15 protein-coding genes and 1 pseudogene are annotated in these 21609 nt (G+C 67.7%); 12 read left to right on the top strand and 4 right to left on the bottom strand.

Annotated elements, in window-relative coordinates:
- Positions 1-130 precede the first annotated feature (130 nt).
- On the bottom strand, positions 131-2809 hold the full coding sequence (locus tag AB0J04_RS11600; protein ID WP_363168165.1) for an AAA family ATPase: 2679 nt from the start codon (positions 2807-2809) through the stop codon (positions 131-133).
- 465 nt (positions 2810-3274) lie between these two features.
- Between AB0J04_RS11600 and AB0J04_RS11605 the strand changes: the two genes are divergently transcribed.
- From AB0J04_RS11605 to AB0J04_RS11645, 9 genes are all read left to right on the top strand, one after another.
- Positions 3275-4336, top strand: a complete 1062-nt coding sequence (locus AB0J04_RS11605) for a polyprenyl synthetase family protein (protein WP_363168166.1) — start codon at positions 3275-3277, stop codon at positions 4334-4336.
- Positions 4336-5439 (top strand): mevalonate kinase, encoded by a 1104-nt coding sequence (mvk, locus tag AB0J04_RS11610; protein ID WP_363168167.1) that lies wholly within the window; start codon positions 4336-4338, stop codon positions 5437-5439. Before AB0J04_RS11605 ends, mvk begins: the two co-directional genes overlap by 1 nt.
- Positions 5429-6478 carry a diphosphomevalonate decarboxylase gene (gene mvaD / locus AB0J04_RS11615; protein ID WP_363168168.1) on the top strand — a complete coding sequence of 350 codons (1050 nt, stop codon included), beginning with the start codon at positions 5429-5431 and terminating at the stop codon, positions 6476-6478. Before mvk ends, mvaD begins: the two co-directional genes overlap by 11 nt.
- Positions 6475-7593 (top strand): phosphomevalonate kinase, encoded by a 1119-nt coding sequence (locus tag AB0J04_RS11620; RefSeq protein ID WP_363168169.1) that lies wholly within the window; start codon positions 6475-6477, stop codon positions 7591-7593. The genes mvaD and AB0J04_RS11620 overlap by 4 nt, the downstream gene beginning before the upstream one ends.
- Positions 7590-8696, top strand: a complete 1107-nt coding sequence (fni, locus tag AB0J04_RS11625) for a type 2 isopentenyl-diphosphate Delta-isomerase (RefSeq protein WP_363168170.1) — start codon at positions 7590-7592, stop codon at positions 8694-8696. The genes AB0J04_RS11620 and fni overlap by 4 nt, the downstream gene beginning before the upstream one ends.
- Positions 8693-9754 carry a hydroxymethylglutaryl-CoA reductase gene (locus AB0J04_RS11630; RefSeq protein ID WP_363168171.1) on the top strand — a complete coding sequence of 354 codons (1062 nt, stop codon included), beginning with the start codon at positions 8693-8695 and terminating at the stop codon, positions 9752-9754. The genes fni and AB0J04_RS11630 overlap by 4 nt, the downstream gene beginning before the upstream one ends.
- 2 nt (positions 9755-9756) lie before the next feature.
- A complete protein-coding gene (locus AB0J04_RS11635) occupies positions 9757-10932 on the top strand; it encodes a hydroxymethylglutaryl-CoA synthase (protein ID WP_363168172.1) in 1176 nt (391 codons plus the stop codon).
- A gap of 58 nt (positions 10933-10990) precedes the next feature.
- Positions 10991-11878 (top strand): aromatic prenyltransferase, encoded by an 888-nt coding sequence (locus tag AB0J04_RS11640; RefSeq protein WP_363168173.1) that lies wholly within the window; start codon positions 10991-10993, stop codon positions 11876-11878.
- Positions 11879-12305: 427 nt separating this feature from the next.
- Positions 12306-13802 carry a prenyltransferase/squalene oxidase repeat-containing protein gene (locus AB0J04_RS11645; protein WP_363168174.1) on the top strand — a complete coding sequence of 499 codons (1497 nt, stop codon included), beginning with the start codon at positions 12306-12308 and terminating at the stop codon, positions 13800-13802.
- A gap of 91 nt (positions 13803-13893) precedes the next feature.
- Here the strand turns inward: AB0J04_RS11645 and AB0J04_RS11650 are convergent, their stop codons facing one another.
- Positions 13894-15357 (bottom strand): DUF6851 domain-containing protein, encoded by a 1464-nt coding sequence (locus AB0J04_RS11650; protein ID WP_363168175.1) that lies wholly within the window; start codon positions 15355-15357, stop codon positions 13894-13896.
- Between the two features lie 343 nt (positions 15358-15700).
- Positions 15701-16939, bottom strand: coding sequence for a sensor histidine kinase (locus AB0J04_RS11655; RefSeq protein WP_363168176.1), 1239 nt, complete (start codon positions 16937-16939; stop codon positions 15701-15703).
- A gap of 230 nt (positions 16940-17169) precedes the next feature.
- On the opposite strand from AB0J04_RS11655, the gene AB0J04_RS11660 reads away from it, so the two are divergent.
- Together AB0J04_RS11660 and AB0J04_RS11665 are read left to right on the top strand one after the other, a co-directional pair.
- Positions 17170-19347, top strand: a complete 2178-nt coding sequence (locus tag AB0J04_RS11660) for an MMPL family transporter (protein WP_363168177.1) — start codon at positions 17170-17172, stop codon at positions 19345-19347.
- A gap of 92 nt (positions 19348-19439) precedes the next feature.
- Positions 19440-19847: a DUF6223 family protein gene (locus AB0J04_RS11665; RefSeq protein WP_363168178.1), complete on the top strand. Its 408-nt coding sequence runs from the start codon at positions 19440-19442 to the stop codon at positions 19845-19847.
- Between the two features lie 697 nt (positions 19848-20544).
- Here the strand turns inward: AB0J04_RS11665 and AB0J04_RS11670 are convergent.
- On the bottom strand, positions 20545-20940 hold the full coding sequence (locus AB0J04_RS11670) for a VOC family protein (RefSeq protein ID WP_363168179.1): 396 nt from the start codon (positions 20938-20940) through the stop codon (positions 20545-20547).
- Positions 20941-21278: 338 nt separating this feature from the next.
- Between AB0J04_RS11670 and AB0J04_RS11675 the strand changes: the two are divergent.
- Positions 21279-21609: pseudogene (locus AB0J04_RS11675) on the top strand (hypothetical protein); the annotation flags it as partial.

The following is a 21609-nucleotide window of genomic DNA, read 5'->3' on the forward strand; positions in this document are numbered from 1 at the left end:
ATGATCGATGGTCGAGGTCCTTTGGTTGGCAGGGTCGAGACACGGGCGCCTCGCCCCGGCTGTCGGGGGCTCGTTGGGTAGTTCCCTCTTCGGGCACGCTCGACTCTTTTCGCACCGCGCCGCGGCCGGGTCAGCCTGCGACTCCGAGCTGGCGGGCGTCATCCGGCACCGGAGAGGGTGTCTCGTGCGCGAAGAAGTGCTGGGTCAGCTTGACGCGACTGTTGATGTCGAGCTTCGAGAACACCCGCCGGAGGTGGCTGTCGACGGTGTGGGGTGACAGGAACAGGGCGCTCGCCGCTTCACGGTTGGTCCTGCCATCGACGATCGCTCGTACAACGCGCAGTTCCGCACTCGTGAGGCTCTCCCAGCCCGACTTGGGCCGACCGGCGCCGAGTCGGCGCACCGGGTGCACGCCGAGGCGACGCAGCTTCCTCTGCACGCGTGCCGTGTCGCGCGTGGCCCCGCAGTCCAGATAGAGGTCCAGGGCGGACTCGAGGAGCTGGACCGCTCGGCTCTTGCCCCCCATGCACTGGTTCACCCGCGCCGCGTCCTCCAGCGCGTTGCCCGCCGCCAGGGGATGTCCGGCGAGCCGGTGGAGCTCCGCAGCGCGATGCAGTGCGGTCGCATCGTCGTATAGAACGCCCTCCGCGTGTTCGGCTCCGCCCCTCAACGACTGCACGCCCGGGTTGCGCTCGGCGACGTGCCGGGCGAACGCGGCTGCCTGCTCAGCTTCCGCGCCGAGTCCCGCCTGCTTGGCCTGGCGAATGAGCGTCGCGGCCGCCGTCGGAGCCTCGGAGAAGAGCAGGGGGTCGGGTGAGGTCTGCGCCTGGACGTTGATCAGTGTCTGGACCATCATCGCCGGACGCCCACTGGCCGCGTGGAACTGCGCGAGCGCCCAGTCTAGGCGGGTCCTGTCGGCTGCCGCACCGCCGGGCACCAGTCGTTCGGCCATGCGCAGCTGTTCGCTGGCGGTGGCAAGATCATCACATTGCGTACTGATGCGCGCCAGCACCAGGCGTGCGGGTACCGAGTGTTCGGGTGCCGACCACTCCGCCAGGCGGAGCGCGCTCTCGGCTTCGGCACGGGCTTCCTCGAGCCGGCCTGTCGCCGCCAGCAGTTCGGCCTGATGTCCGTGCCATAGGGACTCAGGCCAGGTCTCGTCGAGCCTGTCCGCCTCCTCTTTGACGGTGGTGAGGACGGCCGCCGCTGCATCGAACCGATCGACCGCCACGAGGGCCCGGGCCAGCCATGTCCACAACGGGCGTTCGTACGCGTCGGAGTGAGACGAAGCTGTCGGCTGCCCATGCGCCGGTGCCGCCATCGTGCCTGGTTCGCCGCTCACGCGTTCCGCGGCCTCAGTGACTGCCCGGCTCAGTTTGGCGCGGTCCAGCTCGCCGATATCCTGCCGAGCCAGCGCTCGACGCAGCAACTCGGCGGACAAGTCGTCGCAGTCGGCGTCCCGCAGCCCTTGCCCCAGCTCCAGCACGAGCTGCGTCTCGGCCGCCGCGTCGAGGCCGGGGCGCACGCCGATGTCCAGGAGACGGGAGGCTTCGGCATCCCGCCCCACCGCAACGAGTAGGCGCAGTACACGTGCCAGCGCTTCCGGTGTGTCGTCGCAGTGACGCGCCAGTGCCGAGACGGCCCGGGTCGTCATGGAGTCGTCCCTGTCTCTCGGCGATGACGGTCGCGGTGGTGTGGCGGGTGTAACGGCTGACGGGACAGGGTTCGGCCGATCGGGGCGGAAGTCCGTGGCGCCGGTCTGGGGGAGTCGCACGGCGGGAGAAGGTACGGCGGCAGGCCCGGCGGACTCACTGTCCGAGGACGCGGCATACTGAAGCGCTTCAGCGATCACCGCGTGGGTGAACGCCAACTCCGCGCCCTCCCTTCGCACCAGGCCCACCTGCACCGCCTCCTCGACAGCGGTGGACAGACCGGCGGTCGGCTCGCCGAGTAGATCTGAGACTTGCTCGACCGCGAACGGACGGCCGGACCGCCCGCCGTGTTCGACGAGCCGCCGAACCCCGGGCGACATACCATCCAGCAGCCTGTCGATCGCCGTACGGACTCCGGCGGGTACACGTTCGGTCAGCACCGAGGCCGTGCCGTCCAGGACGACGACCTGCCCGGCTTTCATGAGCGCGCGGAAGACGTTCTTCACCAACCAGGGGTTGCCTTCGCAGCGAACCGCCCAGCGGAGCACCGATGAGTCCGGTTTGGCGCCGAGGATGCCGCTACACAGCTCGGCCACCGCCTCATCGTCCAGCGCCCCCACGTGGAGCCGAACGGCAGCGTGGTCGATCAGCCAGTCGAGGGCGTGCTGGGCGAGCATCGACGAGGGAACCGGCCGGCGGGCGAGTAGCCAGAGCACCGGAGACGAGGCGAGTGACCGGACAAGCTCCCGCAGGGCGAGTGCGCTGACATCGTCGATCCGATGGATGTCATCCAGCACGATCACAAGAGGGTGCCTGCGCGCTGCGTCTTCGACCAGCTCACCGATCCGGTCCATGAGGCAGAAGGGATTGCTGCCCGGACGCACCAGATCGTCGAGTCCGGCCGAACCGGACAGCGCCCGCCGTAAGAAGTTGATCAGCAGGTGCACGGGGGTCAGATGATCGGTGCCGCCTGTCCGCCCTACGACCGCCGTCAGGCCGCGTTCGGCCGCCTCTAGGGCCGCAGCCTGCAACAGCTGAGTCTTGCCCATGCCGAACGAGCCCTCGAGGATGACGCAGTTCCCGGACCCCTGCGCGGTGGCGTCCAAACGGGAGCCCAGCGCAGCCAGGATGTGCTCACGCCCTGCCAATGGATTCATGATTCCCCCCGTGTTGCTCTGAAGAGCCGTGCAAACAGCGTTCCGTCAGGCGCAACGCGGTGTGCAACTGTCCGGACTGGCCAGTTGAACACCCAGCGTTCACCAGTGATCAATTCGAGCGATCAGCGTGGCCCGTTCAGTTATACGGGATGCCCGCCGGTGCGACAGGAGTGACCGGCCCCATTCGTACTACTCGCCCGAGTAGTGGGCAGCACGGACGTTTCGTCATTACCGTTCGTGTCGTTCCGATTCGCTGGTGAGCAGGCATCGACTTTGACGCACTGTTCCCGAGATCGCCTTGTTTTCCTGCGGGATGACATGCATTCGGAATGGGCCGGGATCCGCTCCGCGCTCGACGTGACTGATCGCAGCGAATTCACGGGAGTCCGAGATGCATGAGTGTGAGAGTGACCGTCGCCTCGACCGGGAGATGAAAGCATGACCGTCAGTTATCTCGGAGCAGCCGTGGACCCGGCCGCCGTCGATGCCGCGATCAGTGACTTTTTCGCGGAACGCCGAGCCGAGGCCGCTTCGCTCGGTGGGGACTTCGCGGCGACCGTCGCTGAGTTGGAGAACTACATCCTGCGCGGCGGCAAGCGCATCCGGCCGGCCTTCGCCTGGCTGGGCTGGCTCGGTGCCGGCGGCGACCCGGGCGACCCGGTAGCCTCGGCGGTGTTGCGCGCCTGCGCGGGATTCGAGCTGCTGCATGCGTCGGGGCTGATCCACGACGACATCATCGACGCGTCCCAGACCCGTCGCGGCTATCCCGCCGCACATGTGGTCTTCGCCGAGCGGCATCGGATGCGGCGCTTCTCCGGTGACCCGGGTGCCTTCGGCGCAGGCGCCGCCATCCTGGTCGGAGACCTGGCCCTGGTGTGGTCCGACGTCATGGTGCGCGCGTCGGGGCTGCCGGCGGATGCGCAGACCCGGCTCGGACCGGTGTGGTCAGCGGTGCGCTACGAGGTGATGTACGGTCAGCTGCTCGACCTGATCAGCCAGGCGAGCGACGAGGAGGACGTCCACGCGGCGCTGCTTGTCGACCAGTACAAGACCGCCTCGTACACGGTGGAGCGACCACTGCAGTTCGGCGCCGCGATCGCTGGCGCCGAGATCGGCCTCGTCGCGGCCTACCGGGCGTTCGGCGCCGACATCGGAATCGCCTTCCAGCTGCGGGACGACCTGCTGGGCGTGTTCGGCGACCCGGCGGTGACGGGCAAGCCGTCGGGAGACGACCTGCGCGAGGGCAAGCGGACGGTGCTGCTTGCGACAGCGCTGAAGCGCGCGGACGAACGCAATCCGCAGGCGGCGGCGTTCCTCAGGGCGACGATCGGAACCGACCTCACCGACGACGACCTCGCCCGGGTCCGCGCCGTCCTCACCGACGTCGGCGCCGTGGATGACATCGAACGGGAGATCGCGCGACGCGCCGACCAGGCCCTTGCGGTACTGGAGGCGAGCAGCGCCACCAGTACCGCAAAGCAACAGCTCGCCGCGATGGCGATCAAGGCGACGCAGCGGGCCCACTGATGGCAGCGACACATCCCCGCACCTTCACCGACCGCACGGATCTCACGGGCGAGCCGGACGCCGACCCGCGGCGCACCGGTGTCGGACGTGCCCACGGCAAGGCCATCCTGCTCGGCGAACACGCCGTCGTGTACGGCGCTCCGGCCCTGGCCATTCCGGTTCCGCAGCTGACGGTCACCGCGAACGCGACGCGGCGTCAAGGGTCGGGTGACAACGCGGGCCAGGTCACCTTCGCGCTGGCAGGACCGGGGTCCACCTCGGAGATACCGCCGTCCTCGAGCGGACTGCAGAGCCTGGTGGCGGAGTTCAAGGAATGGGCGGGCATCGGCGACGGTTTGTGTGCAGACGTGGTCATCGACTGCGCGATCCCGCAGGGTCGTGGGCTCGGCTCCAGCGCCGCCTGTGCCAGGGCGGCGGTACTGGCGCTCGCGGATCTCCTCGGCCGCCACCTCGACGCCAGGGCGGCGTTCGATCTCGTACAGGCTTCCGAAAGAGTGACCCACGGCAGGGCGAGCGGCATCGACGCGCTCGCCACCGGTGCGACATCGCCCCTGCTGTTCCGCTCCGGCACTGCCCAAGACCTGCCTCTTCCGATGCCGGTGGACGGCTCCTCGCACACCAGGGAGCGGACCGTCGGCCGCGCCGGCATCGGCCGGCCTCCCGGTTCCGGCGGACTGTTCGTCATTGCGGACAGCGGAGTGAGTAGCGGCACCAGGGTGGCGGTGGAGCTACTGCGGAGCAGGTTCGAGCGCGAACCGGAGACGCGAGAGGCGTTCGTCGGCCAGGTGTCGGACCTGACGGACGCGGCCGTCCGGGACCTCGCTCGCGGCCGGTGGAGCGATTTCGGCGCGCGGATGACCGAGAACCACCGGCTGCTACGCGAGATCGGGATCAGCACGGACCGAATCGACGTCCTGGTCGAAGCCGCGCTCGCCGCCGGCAGCCTGGGTGCCAAGATCAGCGGCGGCGGTCTGGGCGGCTGCGTGATCGCGCTGGTCGGCGAGCCCGGCCAGGCGGAGGCGGTTGTGAGCGGTCTCCGACAAGCCGGTGCCGTCGGGACCTGGATCGTGCCGGCAGGAAGGTATGCGCACCATGCGGACTGACCACCAGGCGGAGCCGACCGAGGCGGCCATCAGCGCCCTGGGCCACGGCACGACGGCCGTGGCTTATCCGAACATCGCGCTGATCAAGTACTGGGGCAAGCGCGACGAGCGGCTCATGATTCCGTACGTCGACAGCCTGTCGATGACCCTGGACGTATTCCCGACGACCACCACCGTCCGGTTGAACCCTGCGGCGCCGGCCGACAGCGTCACGCTCGACGGCTCGCCCGCGGAGGGCGAGGCGCGGCGGCGCGTCATCGACTTCCTGGAGCTACTGCGGGAGAGGTCCGGGCGTTCTGAGCCAGCCACCGTCGACACCCGCAACTCCGGCCCCACGGGGGCGGGTCTGGCGTCCTCGGCGAGCGGATTTGCCGCCCTGGCACTGGCCGGCGCCGCCGCATACGGGCTTGATCTCGATCGCACCGCGCTGTCGCGGCTGGCCCGCCGAGGGTCCGCGTCGGCCTCCCGGTCGATCTTCAGCGGCTTCGCGATCTGCCATGCGGGCCGGGGCGTCGGCGCGGCCGCGGACCTTGGCTCCTACGCGGAGCCGGTACCGGCCCCGGATTTCGACCCGGCGCTGGTGATCGCGCTGGTCGACGCAGGAGCCAAGGCCGTGTCCAGCCGGGCAGCCATGCGGCGGACCGTCGACACCTCGCCGCTTTACCAGGCGTGGGCGGCCTCCAGCAAGGCCGATCTGGCCGAGCTGCGGGCAGCGTTGTGGCGGGGCGATCTCGATGCGGTGGGGGAGATCGCCGAGCGGAACGCCCTCGGCATGCACGCGACGATGCTGGCCGCGCGACCGGCGGTGCGCTATCTGTCGCCGGCCACGGTGGCCGTGCTCGACGGCGTGCTGTGGCTGCGTTCGGACGGCGTCCCGGCCTACGCGACCATGGACGCCGGACCCAACGTCAAGGTGCTCTGCCACCGTGCGGACGCCGCTCGGGTAGCCGATGCGGTGAGTGACGCCGCACCCGGCTGCTCGGTGGTCATTGCGCGGCGCGGACCAGGCGCTTGGCTGCAGAAAGGGGTCGAGCGGTGACCGCCGGCAGGGCGATCACCCGGCAGGCCCCGGGCAAGCTGTTCGTCGTCGGCGAGTATGCGGTGCTGGAGCCGGGCCACCCGGCGATCCTGGTGGCGGTCGACCGCCACGTCAGCGTCACTGTGTCGGCAGTTGACGGGGCCGAGGTCGTGATCGAGTCCGACCTCTGCCCGCAAGGAGCGCGCCTGTGGCGCGGTGAAGACGGGCTCGCCGGGCTCGACGCCGACGACGGGTCGCGGGCACTGAACCGCCTCGGTCATGTGGTCTCAGCGATCGACGTGGTCGACGGACTGCTGGCCGAGCGTGGACGGCGCGCGCCGCCGATCCATGTCTCGATCACGAGCCGCCTGCACCGCGACGGGACCAAGTTCGGCCTGGGGTCGAGCGGCGCGGTGACGGTCGCCACGGTGACCGCCGTGGCCGCGTACTACGGCATGGAGCTGTCACCCGATGACCGGTTCCGGCTCGCGCTGCTGGCTACGGCGGGGCGCGACCCCCGTCCATCCGGCGGCGATCTCGCCGCGAGCGTCTGGGGCGGCTGGGTCGCGTACCAGGCGCCCGACCGGGCGGCCGTGCTCGCCATGGCGCGGCGCGGGGGCATCGAGGAGACCCTCCGGGCGCCGTGGCCGGGTTTCGCGCTGCGCCGGCTGCCGCCGCCCCGGGGACTCGCGCTGGAGGCTGGGTGGACGGGACAACCGGCCAGCACCTCCTCGTTGGCAGGACGCCTGGAGACGGGGGAGTGGCGGGGCAGCGCGGCACAGCGGGACTTCGTCGAGCGCAGCGACGCCTGCGTGCATGCCTCGATCCGCGCGCTCGAACAGGGAGACGACAACGAGCTGCTGCATCGGATCCGCGGTGCCCGCCGGATGCTCGCCGATCTGGACGACGAGGTTCGTCTCGGCATTTTCACCACCAGGCTGACGGCGCTGTGCGACGCCGCCGAGGCCGTCGGCGGCGCCGCAAAGCCCTCGGGCGCCGGAGGCGGCGACTGCGGCATCGCGTTCCTGGACGCCGCGGCGGCACGGAAGGTGTCGCGACTGCGGCAGCGGTGGGCCGCCGCGGGGGTGCTCCCCATGCCGATTCACATCCAACAGACGAAAGGGAGCGCAGCATGATCGCTGAGCGTAAGGACGCCCACGTCCGGTTCGCTACCGAGCAGCATCGCCAACGCAACGTGTACAACCAGTTCGATGACGTGTCCTTCGTGCATCATGCGCTGTCCGGCATCGATCGCTCCGACGTCTCGCTGGCCACCCGGTTCGGCGGCATCGAATGGCAGGTTCCGCTCTACATCAATGCGATGACCGGCGGCAGCCCCAAGACCGGCGTCATCAACCGCGATCTGGCGATCGCCGCCCGCGAGACCGGTGTGTCCATCGCGACGGGATCCATGAGCCCGTACTTCGCCGACGAATCGGTGGCGGACACCTTCAGCGTGATGCGCAAGGAGAACCCGGACGGATTCATCCTGGCGAACGTCAACGCCAACGCCACGGTCGAGAAGGCACGGAGGGCCGTCGATCTGCTGCAGGCCGATGCTCTGCAGATCCATGTCAACGTGGTCCAGGAAACGGTGATGCCGGAGGGCGACCGGTCGTTCGCCTCCTGGGGCCCGCGGATCGAAGAGATCGCGGCTGGCGTCGACGTCCCGCTGATCGTGAAGGAGGTCGGCTTCGGGCTCAGCCGCGAAACCCTGCTGCAGCTTCAGAAGATGGGCGTGCGGGTGGCCGATGTCTCCGGCAGCGGAGGCACGAACTTCGCACGTATCGAGAACGACCGGCGTGATCAACCCGACTATTCGTACCTCAACGGCTGGGGACAGTCCACTCCGGCCTGCCTGCTGGACGCCCAGGGCGTCGATCTCCCGGTGCTGGCCTCCGGCGGTGTCCGCCACCCGCTCGACGTGGTGCGTGCACTGGCGCTCGGCGCTTCCGCCGCCGGGGCGTCCGGCCTGTTCCTCAAGACCGTGCTCGACGGCGGTGTGCCGGCACTGGTCTCGCTGCTCTCCTCGTGGATCGATCAGGTCAAAGCCCTGATGACCGCGCTGGGCGCGCGTACCCCCGCCGGCCTGACCCGGTGCGACGTGCTGGTCCATGGCGACCTGCGCGCGTTCTGCACCGACCGGGGGATCGAGACCCGGTGGCTGGCCACCCGCTCCCAGTCCGACAGCACCAACTCCTACAGCACTGACCACGAGACGATTGGAGGCACCCGATGACCGATGCCACCGCGGTCGCCGGCGTTCCCATGAAATGGGTGGGTCCCCTGCGTATATCGGGGAATGTGGCCGAACTCGAGACGGAGGTGCCGCTCGCCACCTACGAGTCACCGCTGTGGCCCTCCGTCGGCCGGGGCGCGAGGCTCTCCACCATGGTCGAGCAGGGCATCGTCACCACCCTGGTCGACGAGCGGATGACGCGCTCGGTGTTCGTCAGAGCCGAGGATGCGCAGACCGCGCACATGGCCGCCCTGGAGGTCGACGCACGCCTCGATGAACTTCGTGAGATCGTCCGCACCTGCGGCCGGTTCGTCGAACTCATCGGGTTCCACCATGAGATCGCGGCCAACCTGCTGTTTCTCCGCTTCGAATTCACCACCGGCGACGCGTCCGGGCACAATATGGCGACGCTGGCCGCCGATGCGCTCCTCACCCACATCCTGAAGGCCATTCCGGGAATCACCTACGGGTCGATCTCGGCGAACTACTGCACGGACAAGAAGGCGACCGCGATCAACGGCATCCTCGGCCGCGGCAAGAGGGTCATCGCCGAACTGCTGTTGCCACGTGACATCGTCCACAAGTCGCTGCGCACATCGGCTGCTTCGATAGCCGACCTGAACGTCGGCAAGAACCTGATCGGCACCCTGCTCGCTGGCGGAATCCGCTCAGCCAATGCGCATTACGCGAACATGCTGCTCGGTTTCTATCTGGCGACGGGCCAGGACGCGGCGAACATCGTGGAGGGTTCCCAGGGCGTGACCGTGGCCGAGGACCGGGACGGCGACCTTTACTTCTCCTGCACCCTGCCCAACCTGATCGTGGGAACGGTCGGCAATGGAAAGGGCCTCGACTTCGTCGAGGAGAACCTGGACCGGCTCGGCTGCCGCGCGGTGCGTGAACCCGGCGACAACGCGCGCCGGCTCGCGGTCATCGCAGCCGCGACGGTGCTGTGCGGCGAACTCTCCCTGATGGCGGCGCAGACAAACCCGGGGGAGCTCATGCGGGCGCACGTCCGACTGGAACGCAAAAACGCGACAACCAAGATCGGAGGCTAGTGATGCCCGGGGATGTCACCATCGGAATCCACGATCTCTCCCTCGCCACGGCGCGGTACGTCCTGACGCACGAGACACTGGCTGCCCAGAACGGCGCCAACGTCGCCAAGTACCACCGGGGCATCGGACAGCACTCGATGAGCGTGCCGGCCGCCGACGAGGACATCGTGACGATGGCCGCCGACGCAGCCGCCCCCATCGTCGCCAGGCATGGAGCCGACCGGATCCGGACGGTCGTCTTCGCGACCGAGACATCCGTCGACCAGTCGAAGGCGGCTGGGGTCTACGTCCACTCGCTGCTGGGGCTGCCTTCTGCCGCCCGGGTCGTGGAGCTCAAGCAGGCGTGCTACAGCGGGACGGCGGCCTTGCAGTTCGCCATCGGCCTCGTTCACCGTGACCCGTCGCAACAGGTCCTTGTGATCGCCAGCGATGTCTCGAGGTACGAGCTGGGCACGGCAGGTGAAGCGACTCAGGGCGCGGCCGCGGTGGCCATGCTGGTCGGCGCGGATCCCGCACTGGTGCGTATCGAGAAGCAGTCGGGGGTGTTCACCGCTGACATCATGGACTTCTGGCGGCCGAACTATCTCACCACCGCCCTGGTCGATGGGCGTGAGTCCATCTCCGCGTACCTGCAGGCGGTGGAAGGTACGTGGAAGGACTACACCGAGCGCGGCGGCCGAGCGCTCGACGAGTTCAGCGCGTTCTGCTACCACCAGCCGTTCACGAAGATGGCCTACAAGGCGCATCGGCATCTGCTCCAGCACTGCGGGCACGCTACCGACGAGGGCGAGATCACCCGCGCCATAGGGCACACGACGGCCTACAACGCCGAGATCGGCAACAGCTACACCGCGTCGATGTACGTCGGGCTGGCCGCGCTGCTCGACCACGCCGATGACCTGACCGGCCGGGCCATCGGCTTCCTCAGCTACGGGTCCGGCAGCGTCGCCGAGTTCTTCGCGGGCACCGTCGTCCCGGGATACCGCGCGCAGCTGCGCTCCGACGCGCACCGCGAGGCGATCAGCCGGCGCGAGAAGATCGGCTACACCAAGTACCGAGAACTCCACGAGCGGTCCTTCCCGGTCGACGGCGGAGACCATCCCGTGCCGACGGAGACCACCGGGCCGTACAGGCTGGTCGGACTCTCCAGCCACAAGCGCATCTACGCGACGCGATAAGGCCACCGTCGCACGCCCGTGTGCATGCGAGTGCATGCCTCTATTGCTTGGAGGGTACATGTCCGGGAATTCTGAGGCGGCAGAAATCTATTCGGCCGTCACGGAAACAGTCAGGCTGCTGGGAATAGCCTGCTCGCGCGACAAGGTTTGGCCTATCCTGTCTGCGTACGGGGAGGCGTTTACGCACGCCATGCCACTGGCTTTGAGGATGGCGACCGGCCCGCAGCACGCGGGAGATCTCGACTGCCGCTTCATCACGTATCCAAAGGGCCAGAATCCATATCCCCTGGCCCTGTCGAAAGGGCTCACCCCGAAGACGAGCCACCCCGTCGGCGCCTTGCTTTCGGACATTGAGGAGCGATTTCCGATTGACGGGTACGGTATCGACTTCGGAGTGGTGAGCGGCTTCACGAAGGTCTATGTGGGCTTCGCGCCGGAGGACCTGCAAAAGCTGTCAAATCTCTCTGAGATCCCAGCCGTGCCGAGCAGTCTTGCAGACAATACCGACTTCTTCGTCCGTCATGGCCTGGACGATAAAATCGCCTTTGTCGCGATCGATTACCTGCACAGAACGGTGAATTTGTACTTCAACGACGTGCCCGCTGCATGTTTTGAAGCCGAGGCCATCCGATTGATGCTCCGAGAAATCGGACTGCCGGAGCCGAGTGAGCAGATGCTCGGGCTCGGCGGGCAGGCGTTCGGGCTGTACGTAACCCTGAGCTGGGACTCTCCGGTGATCGAGCGGTTCTGCTTCGGCGTGACGACCACGGATCTGGCGAGTCTTCCCGTTCCCATCGAGCCACAGCTCGAGAAATTCGCGCAAAGCGTTCCATACGGTGACGCCGATCGTAAGTTCGTCTATGGCGTCGCGGCGACAGCCGTAGGGGAGTACTACAAACTCGAGACACACTACAAATGGAACCCCGGGACTGTGGCCTTCATCTGAGCCAACGCCGGTCCGGGCTTTCATCCTGTGGCCGAGCCACTTGCCCGCGAAGTCCGGCACCGCTCCCCACCCAATAAGTCGCGCAGGTCTTGACCTCGTTCGTGTCCACCGGTCAGGACCTGCGGCCGGCTAGCCATGCCCTGAAACGGCTGGCGAACAGGCGATCACGTCATACGACGGAATGCCGAGGGTGTGGTGTTTCTGCTTGTCGCGGGCACACGGTGCCGTTCTCGAGTCCACCACCGACCACCAGGAATCCAGACAGGAGTGCGCCATGAAACCAATGAATGAATCGCATAGGGCTCTCATTCCGTGGCCCGTGGAAGTCGACCCGGAACACCTGCGCGAGGCCACATCCCGGTTGGTCACGCATGTCAGTAGCCAGGTTGACGATGAGGGTGCGATACGTGGGGAATGCCGGAGCCGGGTGCTGGAGTCCGCGCTGGCGCTGTCGTTGATGACGCGCACCGGTGTGGCCTTACCCGCTCGGGATCGCGTGCTCGCCTACCTCCGGGAGCACCTCGACTCCCCCCATGAGTTCGACCGGGTTCTCGCCACTCTGGCAGTCGGCCGGGCCACCGACCGGGCATTCGTCGGCGACGCCGACATCGTCGACAAGCTGACCGACGCGCTGCTCGGCGCCGCACCGGCGTTCATCTCCGCTCGCCGCCGCAGGATGTTGTACGCCGTGCTGTCGCTGCTCGGATGCCCGGTGCCGCCCGACGCCGCCCCCGCAGCCGACGAAGAGGCCCCCACGGATCCCGCGCATTCCTGGGCCGCCGTCCAGCAGGCCGCGGTCACGCTGGTCCTTGCCACCGCTACGGGGGTCAGCAATGGAGCCACGGCCGCTGCGCTGCGGACGCTGGCCGCCGTACGTCCGGCGACGACGGTGTGGGAGGGGTATGTGCTGCTGCACCTGCTGTCGCTGCACGGGCTCGCCGGCGTTCCCGGGCAGGAAGAGACCGTGCGCAGCGGCCTGGAGACACTGCTGCGGTACCAGCGTGACGACGGCGGCTTCCCGTTCGTGGTGGACCTGCAGCACTGGTGCACGTCAACCGCCGGAATCGCGCTCGCTGCGGCCGGTTCGCCGCCGGGCGTACTGCGGGCGATGGCAGAGGTGCTCGCCGCCCACGAGGTCGACGAGGCACAGCGCTCCCTGTGCTTGTCCCTCTCCCGTGGTGCGCCGCTCGCAGACGGCTGGTCCTTCGGCCCCCATGTGGCGCAGAACGACGTGGACTGCACTTCGTGCATCTTGGAGTTCCTGCAGACCGTCGACCCTGTTGCCTACCGCGGCGCTGTGCGGCGCGGCTTGGACGCGCTGCTGGCCGTCCAGGGCACCGACGGCGGGTTCCCCACATATGTGGCCGGCGCCTCCTCCGAGGCGTGCATGACGGCCGCGGCTGTCAACGCGCTCGCCCCGCATCCCTCCACCGCACCCGCCCGGGAGCGTGCTCTGGCGTTCCTTGCCGGCAGCCAGCTGCCGGACGGCGGATTCGAGCCGGGGTGGAGCCGTAGTCGCCTGCACGCGATGTTCCGTGCACGTCTTGCAGCATGCACGGCGGCCCCGGACGACCACCGGGCGGCCCGAATGGCTGAACGGATCGAGCGCTCGGTGCGCGAGACACAGAACGCCGACGGCGGCTGGGGGTTGCAGCCTGGCGATCCCAGCGACGACATCAGCACCGCCTACGGACTGATCACGTTGTGTTACGGGTCTGAGTCCGCGCCGATCGGGCGTGCCACGTCCTGGCTGCTCGCCCACCAGAACGCGGACGGTGGGTATGGCGGTCCGCCTGACATGGTCGGCCCCCGCCCGTTCCCGTACCACATCCCCATCCTGACCGACGCCCCCGTGCTCCTCGCACTGGGACACGTGCGCCACCGAGTGCAGGGCACGGCGTCCTTGCTCCGGGAAGTGGCATAGCGCCGATCGCGACTCGTCTACGGGACAGACAGCCGGCTGCCGGCGAAGCCATCGGGCTTCGCCGGCAGCCGGCTGTCGTTGGCCGAGAAGATCAGCCGCCGTTCACCTTGCGCTGAACGTACTCGTAGGCCAGGTCGGCGATCCGCGGTGCGTACTGGGACGATGCCTCGATGGCGGAACGGAAGTTCTTGCCGCCCAAGAGAGGGCTGTCGGCACAGTCCCTGGCATAGTCGGTCCAGTTGCTCCAGTGCAGCGTCATGTCCTGGGCCGGGGTGACTCCCGGTTCCACAAGGGAGGAGCCCTTGGCCACGGGATAGTTGATGTTGATGTTGTCGGTGCCGGTGAAACGTCGCGTCAGCTGGGCGTAGGCAAGGCATTCCGCGGAAGCCCCGGAAGGATATGCGGGGCTGTCAGGAGCCTTGATGGGGTGGTCGGTCGGCCATGCGTCCAGGTAGGCCCGCCACTCGTCTCCTGTGATGTCGTTGACGGTGCCTTTGCCAGGTCCGCCCCACGCCGTTACTTTCTTTTCACCGTACAAGTAGCGGATGGCGCTGAACGGCCGTACTGAATCGTACTTGCGCTTGAAGTACCACGTCGCGATGGTGAGATCGTAGAACCCGAGGTCGCGAACGGCCGTGAAGTGAACTGTCTTCTCGGTGTCGTAGTTGCCTCCGAGGATGACTGGCAGACCTCCGACGGTTCCGTAGGCGTCGAAGACGGTGTGGAAGAGTTCGGTCGCCATCTTCTGACGATCATTCAGATGTGCCGACGCCTTCAAGACCTCGTCGGCCTGGGCTTTGTAGGCCGAGTGATTGCGATAGGTGCTCTTCCACGGCGGAGAGACCTTGAACTGGGTGGGGCTGCCGTACGTGAACGGCTTCACCCGGCCGAAGAACGGAGTCGAGAACTCCTGGGTGGTGAAGATGCCCTTCGACGAGAACGTGTTCGGCTGCCAGCGGGATGGATCGCGAAGTTCGTGTGCGCTGTTGACCGGCTTGTACCCGGTGTAGTCGGAGTAAGACTGGCGGTTGTACTGACGTTCGCCTTCCGTGCCGTCCCGGTTGGTGCCGTCGTTCTCTCTCGCCGCGAAGGCGTTCTTGGCAGCAAGAATTCCTATACCACTCGGCGTGGTCGGATCCTCTTCGGTGTTGTCAGGATCGAGACCTGCCCGTTCCATCATCGCGCGCCATTCGGACTTATGGCCCGGATAGATTACGTTCAAGGACGTGAAGGCGGAGTACAGGACAGCGATGTTCTTGTTGCGCGTCGTATGTTCGGCGCTCGGTCGGCGGCCAAGGTCCGAGAAGATGCCCACCGACGTCGGGTGATACGGAGCTATAGCGTCGAACCACGGCACTTCCACCAGGATGTTGACATCCCTGTTCACGGGACTGCTGCCCGTGAAATTCGCACGCGACACTGGGCTGAGGTATGGATAGACGGCCCCGACCACGGCATTCCCGTGGTCGAGGTCAAAGGCCGCCGCCTGTTGCGGGGAGGCCGTCACAGCACTGGTCAAGGATCCCGTCAGGGCTGCCGCGGTGGCGATGGCCACCGCGTACCTGGGGCGCCTACTTCGAGGCCGCCTTAAATTTGTCACCGAAATCTTCCTTTCAGTCGACTTTTCGAGCCTCAGAGGTCGCCGGCGGAAAGAGTGAGGTTCCTTTCGGGCGCGGAAGTAGCCGCACGGTAATTTGAGCTCTGCCGCACTGAAATTAGTTGATGTTCTTCGGCTTGGCCACTGCTCGTGTTGGTAGTCGACACTACTCACGTTGGAGCTGGGGAGAGTGTTGATCGCCATGATGTCCGTGGCAATAATGTGCCCTGGAAAGCTTCATCGCTTTCCAGGGCACTCTCGCTGCCGTCCGGTGAATCGAGTTGGCTGCGGGACGCTGCGTTCAAAGGCGCGACCTGGTCGGCGCGAGGGGCAGCCGTGCCTTGACCTCGAACCCCCCGCCGGGAGTCGACTCGGCGTTGAAATCTCCGCCGAGCAGGTGACAGCGCTCGCGCATGCCCAGGATCCCGCGGCCGGGCTTGTTCGCCAAGCCTGTGCCCGTGCCGTTGCCGGAGGGCCGAGTCGAGGGGGTGCCATTGGAACCGGCGCGGCCCTGGTCCGTGACGCGGATTTCCAGATGGTCGATTCCCGGGTTCACCGCGACCGTAACCCGGGTCGGGCCGGTATGCCGGATGATGTTGGTGATTGACTCCTGAAGGATCCGGTAGGCGGCGCTATCCACCGCGCTCGGCAACGGCGTTGAGGGCGAGTCCACTTCGAGAGTGACGTCCAGTCCGGCGGCGCGTGCCTCGGCGGTGAGGCCGTCGATCTGTTCCAGGCTGGCGTGTGGCACGGGGTCGTCGTCGTCGCCACGGAGAACGCCGAGAATGGCTCGCATCTCCTGCAGCGTCCGGGAACTTGTCTGCTCGATGATCTGCAACGCTTCGCGTGCCTGTTCCGGTCGCTTGTCGAGCACGTGCGCGGTGACCCCGGACTGTACGTTGATGATCGCTATGGCGTGAGCGACGGTGTCGTGGACTTCGCGCGCAATCCGGAGCCGTTCGGCATCGACCCGCGCCCGCGCTTCTTCCTCGCGGGTCCGTTCCGCCAGTTCCGCACGCTCTTGAGCGTCGGCCGCGATGACCCGCCGGGACCGGACGGACTCGCCGAGAGTCGTGCTCATGACCGACACACCGATACGGAAGAACACCCAGCCGATGGCCTCGCGCGGCTCTACGTCGGCCCCTGCGAACAGCCACCCGGTGGCCAGGATCGCGGTGCCCACGCCGACGATCGTCAATGACCGGCGCCCATCACCGTAGGCGGCGACGGTGTACAAGGCGACCATGAGCCCGAGCCAGCCGTACCCGTCCGGGAACTCAAGCGCGTAATACACCAAGCTGGCGAGCGCAGCGGTGACGAACACCGGAACCGGCCACAAGCGGCGGACGGCTACGACCAGACCACCCACCACCAGCAGCGCGAATCCGAGGTATCCGAAGTCGGTGAGCGGACGCTGTTCCGTCCCCCTGGCGGCGGCGAGGACGACCGTGCCCTGCACCTGCATCACGGTGACGAAGAGGGCGAGCAGCGCATCTTGGGCCAGCACCCGCAGGGAGAACGACCCGGGGCGGAGATTCATACCGTGATCCTACTGTTCGCGTCCACGGACAACGCTCCGCTCAGACGCGCGATTTGCTACGTCGACAGGAGCGGTGCGGCGCAGCAGGTTACGTCGGATTGCGTAGACATCATCGTCCGTCGTCAGAGGCCAGGGCCGCCTTGCGTACGGGACGATCGCCGTTGTGACCGATCAACCTTCCCGTTATCGACAAGCGAGCCATGCCGCAAGGCCCAACCACTGAGGAGCAGATGATGACAACCGAGTCTCCACGTACGGATGGAGCTCTGGCCGGACTGGGTCGCTTCTGTTACCGCCGCCGCCGCCTGGTTCTCCTGACCTGGCTCATCGGTGTGATCGTCGTAGCGTTCGTCGGCTTCAACTACGGCGCCGCCTCCGACGACGACTTTTCTGGCGGAGACTCCGGGTCGGCCAAGGCGCAGGAGCTAATTGCGAAGCACTATCCCGAACGGGCAGGGGACACGCTGACCCTCGCGATCAAGGCGGACAAGGGAATTGATGACTCTGCCGCCCGGCAGAAGATCGAGAAGGTCGTCGCCGACATCTCCGACTCGTCCATCACCGGGCCGGTGGTCTCGCCGTATCAGGACGCGCGCCTGGTGACGAAGGACCGTCGTATCGCCCGTATGACCATCCCGCTGACCGACAAGGATGTGGAGAAGAGCGAGGTCAAGCCCTTGGTGGACGTGGTCAAGGACGCCTCCGACGACAGCGTCACCCTCGGGCTCGGTGGGTACATGGCGGAAAAGGCTGAGACCCCCGCGCAGGGTCCTGCCGAAAGTGTGGGCATTCTGGCCGCAGCGCTGATCCTGTTCATTGCCTTCGGGTCGCTGGTGGCGATGGGCCTGCCGATCGTGACCGCCGTACTGGCACTCGCGGCCGGCCTCGCGCTGATCAAGCTGGTGGGGCACGTGGTCCCCGCGCCGGACTTCACTGTGATCTTCGGTGCGATGATCGGGCTCGGTGTGGGCATCGACTACGCCCTGTTCATCGTGACCCGCTACAAGGACGGCCTGCGGGACGGCGATGACCCCGAGACCGCAACCGTCACGGCCATCACCACCGCCGGTCGCGCGGTGCTGTTCGCCGGCCTGACCGTCGTGATCGCGTTGTTGGGTCTGATCGTCATGGGGCAGCGGCTGATGACCGGGGTGGCCATCGCCACGTCCATCGCGGTGCTGTTGACGATGATCGCCGCGATGACCCTGCTGCCGGCCCTCCTGGGGTTCACCCGCTACAAGATCAACTCGCTGCGCCTGCCTCGTCGCGCGTCCCGCCGGAACCGGCCGGTCGATGCCCAGTCCCAGCGTCGTACCCACGCCGAGCGTTGGGCCGGCGTGGTGCAGCGCAGGCCGCTGATTGCTGCGATCCTGGCCGGCGGATTCCTGCTGGTACTGGCCGCCCCCATGCTGGATATGCGGTTGAGCCAGCCCGACGCCAGTGTCCAGCCCCGCGACCGGAGCAGCTACATCTCGCACAAGATCCTCTCCGAGGGCTTCGGTCCGGGCTTCGGAGCACCCCTGATCTTCGCCACCGAGGTCGACTCCGCGGATGCCGATCTGAGTCCTGTTGTCGCAGCGGTCAGCAAGACCGAGGGCATCGCCCAGGCCACGCCGCCCCAGGTCAGCAAGGACGGGAAGGCCGTCACCTTCACGGCCTTCCCCACGACCGGGTTCCAGGACGAAGCGACCGCGGACCTGGTGCACAAGCTCCGCGACGATGTGCTGCCCGAGACGCCCGATGGTGAAACGGTCCTCATCGGCGGACCGAACGCCAGCGTCATCGACGTCTCCGAGGAATCCGCCGAACGTCTGCCGCTGATGATCGGGGTCGTCATCGCGCTGTCCATGGTGCTGATGCTCGCGTTGGTCCGGTCGGTCACGATCGCCCTGCAGGCCGCGGTGATGAACGCGCTCTCGATCGGCGCCGCTTTCGGTGTGGTTGTCGCGATCGTGCAGTGGGGATGGCTCGGCACGGCCTTCGGCTTCCCCACCGAGATGCCGGTCACGAGCTGGGTGCCGATGACGATGTTCCCGGTCCTGTTCGGCCTGTCGATGGACTACCAGGTATTCCTGATCTCGCGGATCCGTGAGGAGTACGAGCGAACCGGTGACACCCGGCTGTCCGTCACCCGCGGGCTGGCACGGACCGCCAGGGTCATCACGGCCGCGGCCGCCATCATGATCGCCGTCTTCATGACCTCCGTGCTCGGGCCCGACGTCGCAGTCAAGCAGGGGGCCGTGGGTATGGCCATCGCCGTGTTCATCGACGCCACCATCGTGCGGATGGTTCTGATGCCCGCGGTGATGGAACTGTTCGGCAAGGCCAACTGGTGGATGCCCGGACGCTGGGCACCGAAGACGGTCTCGGCACCCCCGGCTGAGGTCGAGGGAGGGGTCAAGGTCTGACCCTCCTTCAGCCTGGATCCACCGTCCCGGTGGATCCAGGCTGGCCCACCTGCGCTTTCTCAGATACGCATCAAGCATGTGAAAGGAACTCCATGTCCGTCCGTCGCTTGCTCACCGCCGCACCGGCAGCCCTGCTCGGGGTGCTGGCACTTGCCGCACCGGCAGCCGCACAGGTCTCGATCGCCGAGGAAGACAGCGGCGGCTCCGGCCGGGCTGTGTCCGGGGTGGCCCTGCTGCTGGCGCTGGCCGGCGTGGTCGTCGGCGTGCTGGCGTTGCGCTCCGCCGGCCGCGTCGGCAGCGGGAAGGGACCGGGCAGGGCCTTCGCCGCCGTGGCGCTCGGACTGGTCGGCGCCGTCGTCGGCGCTGTCGCACTGGCCGGCTCCGACAAGGACGTCGGCACCGGCAACGGGCAGGGCGGAGGCATTGTCGCCGTGGTGCTCGCGCTGGTCGGCATGGCCATCGGCGGCCTGGCGCTGGCCCGTTCGCGCCGTACCGCCTGACCGGGCAGGGCCTGGGCCGCAACGGCACGTGATCGCGAGCAATGACGCCAGGACCTCCCCGCCGTACGCCTTGCGTTTCCGCTGGGTCGGCGTCGTGGAGGCTCCGCACCGCCCTTCGCCCGACACAGGTCACTGGGCGGTGCGATCTGTCAGCGATCTCGTTGGGAAGGCCCCATCGCCGCGAGAGCGACGGCTTTGAGGTCGCGGTTGGTCAGCTCTTCCAGCTCTGTGGCGCCTTCGACGGTGAGCGGGTGATCGAACTACCGGCAGGTCGTACGGCTCGAAGTTCTTGACCAGTGACGACCAGCACTGGAACCGGAGCCCGGCGGCTGGCGCCAAGCCGGCCGTAACGACCAGGCCGATGAGCCGCGAGGGGTGAGGCTCCCGGCGTGGTCATCCCCGGCCGGCCCGGTGACGAGGCCCGCCGCAGCCACCCCGACTTCTTCCGCCACCGACTCGCAGGGCCCCCGTGAAAGGAGGCATCGCCATGGGTGCGGATGCCCCGGCACCGTCCTCCTGACACGTATGCCTGGTCAGCGCGCTCGCCGTCCTCGCCCTTGCTCAGGACACCGCAGTGTCCACCCAACTCGTCCCGGCCGCCACGCTCGTGGCGGCCGGCGGCGCGATCGACTCCGTCGTGGCGAGGCGTCCTGCCTGCCCATGGCGCGGGCATATGGCCGGTGCTCTCGCCCCGGCCTCAGCGGCGATCTGCCGGAGTGAACAGCTCGACGAGGTTGCCTGCGGGGTCGGCCAGCAGCAGTTGGCGTCCGCCGGGTCCCGAGACGATGTCGCTGCGGAGCACCACGCCGGCATGCTGCAGCCGTTCCCGCTCGGCCTCCAGGTCGTCAACGACGAGGTGGATGCGGTTGCGCCCGCTGCCGGCGACGTCCGCGGGTGTGGCGCGCGCTCCCGAGCTGGGCGGGCCGGAGAGCAGTAACCGCAGCGGCCCTCGTATGACATCGGCGACTGCGGGCGGAAAGGCGTTGAGCACGGTGAAGTCGAGGTGAGTGGTATAGAAGTCGATCGCGGCCTGGACGTCGTCGACGATGTAGCGGACGCTCGCCAGGGCGCCCTCGTTCCCGTTCCCGTTCATGCAGGATCTCCTCGAGTCGGCGGCAGGCGGAGCGCGCTGTCAGGTCGGAACGCCAACTGCCGCGCGGACGCTGACGGTCCGAGCATAGGCCGCGTCCGCCCCGGTGCGACCGGCACGGGCGATAAGGGCTCGTCGTTGGCCGACCACCACGTCGTCATTCCGCTGCGAATGCTGGCGTAGCCGCGTGATGCGGCCGAACCCCTTCGCGTGTCCGGTGTTCGACCAGGCTGGACACGTGACGATGCACGACCTCTCGGGGGACGGTGGCGTCGTCCGGTACGTATGACGGCGGGACATGACACGGCGTACAACGACCCCGAACGGACGGGAGGCGAACCATGGCCATGACCCCGAGCGCGCCCTACCTCATGCCCGGCGACGGCGATCTGCCGCGTGCCCACGTGTCCTGGTGGCAGCGTGCGGGCCGGGCCGCCGTACTGGTGCACGACATGCAGCGGTGCTTCCTGCGCCCGTTCTCCGACGGGCAGTCCCCGCTGACCGAGCTGGTCGCCGACGTCGACAAGCTCCTCGTGGCGGCCCGTGCTGGGGGCGGGACCAGCTCGTCGTCTGCGGGGACTAGTGCCGCGGCAGGCAACGTTCGCCCCGTCGCGACGCCCGGCACGCACTCTCGCCGCACCGGCCGAAAGCCCAAGTACGTCCAGTACGAGG

Source organism: Streptomyces sp. NPDC050263, assembly GCF_040655955.1.
Classification (GTDB): domain Bacteria; phylum Actinomycetota; class Actinomycetes; order Streptomycetales; family Streptomycetaceae; genus Streptomyces.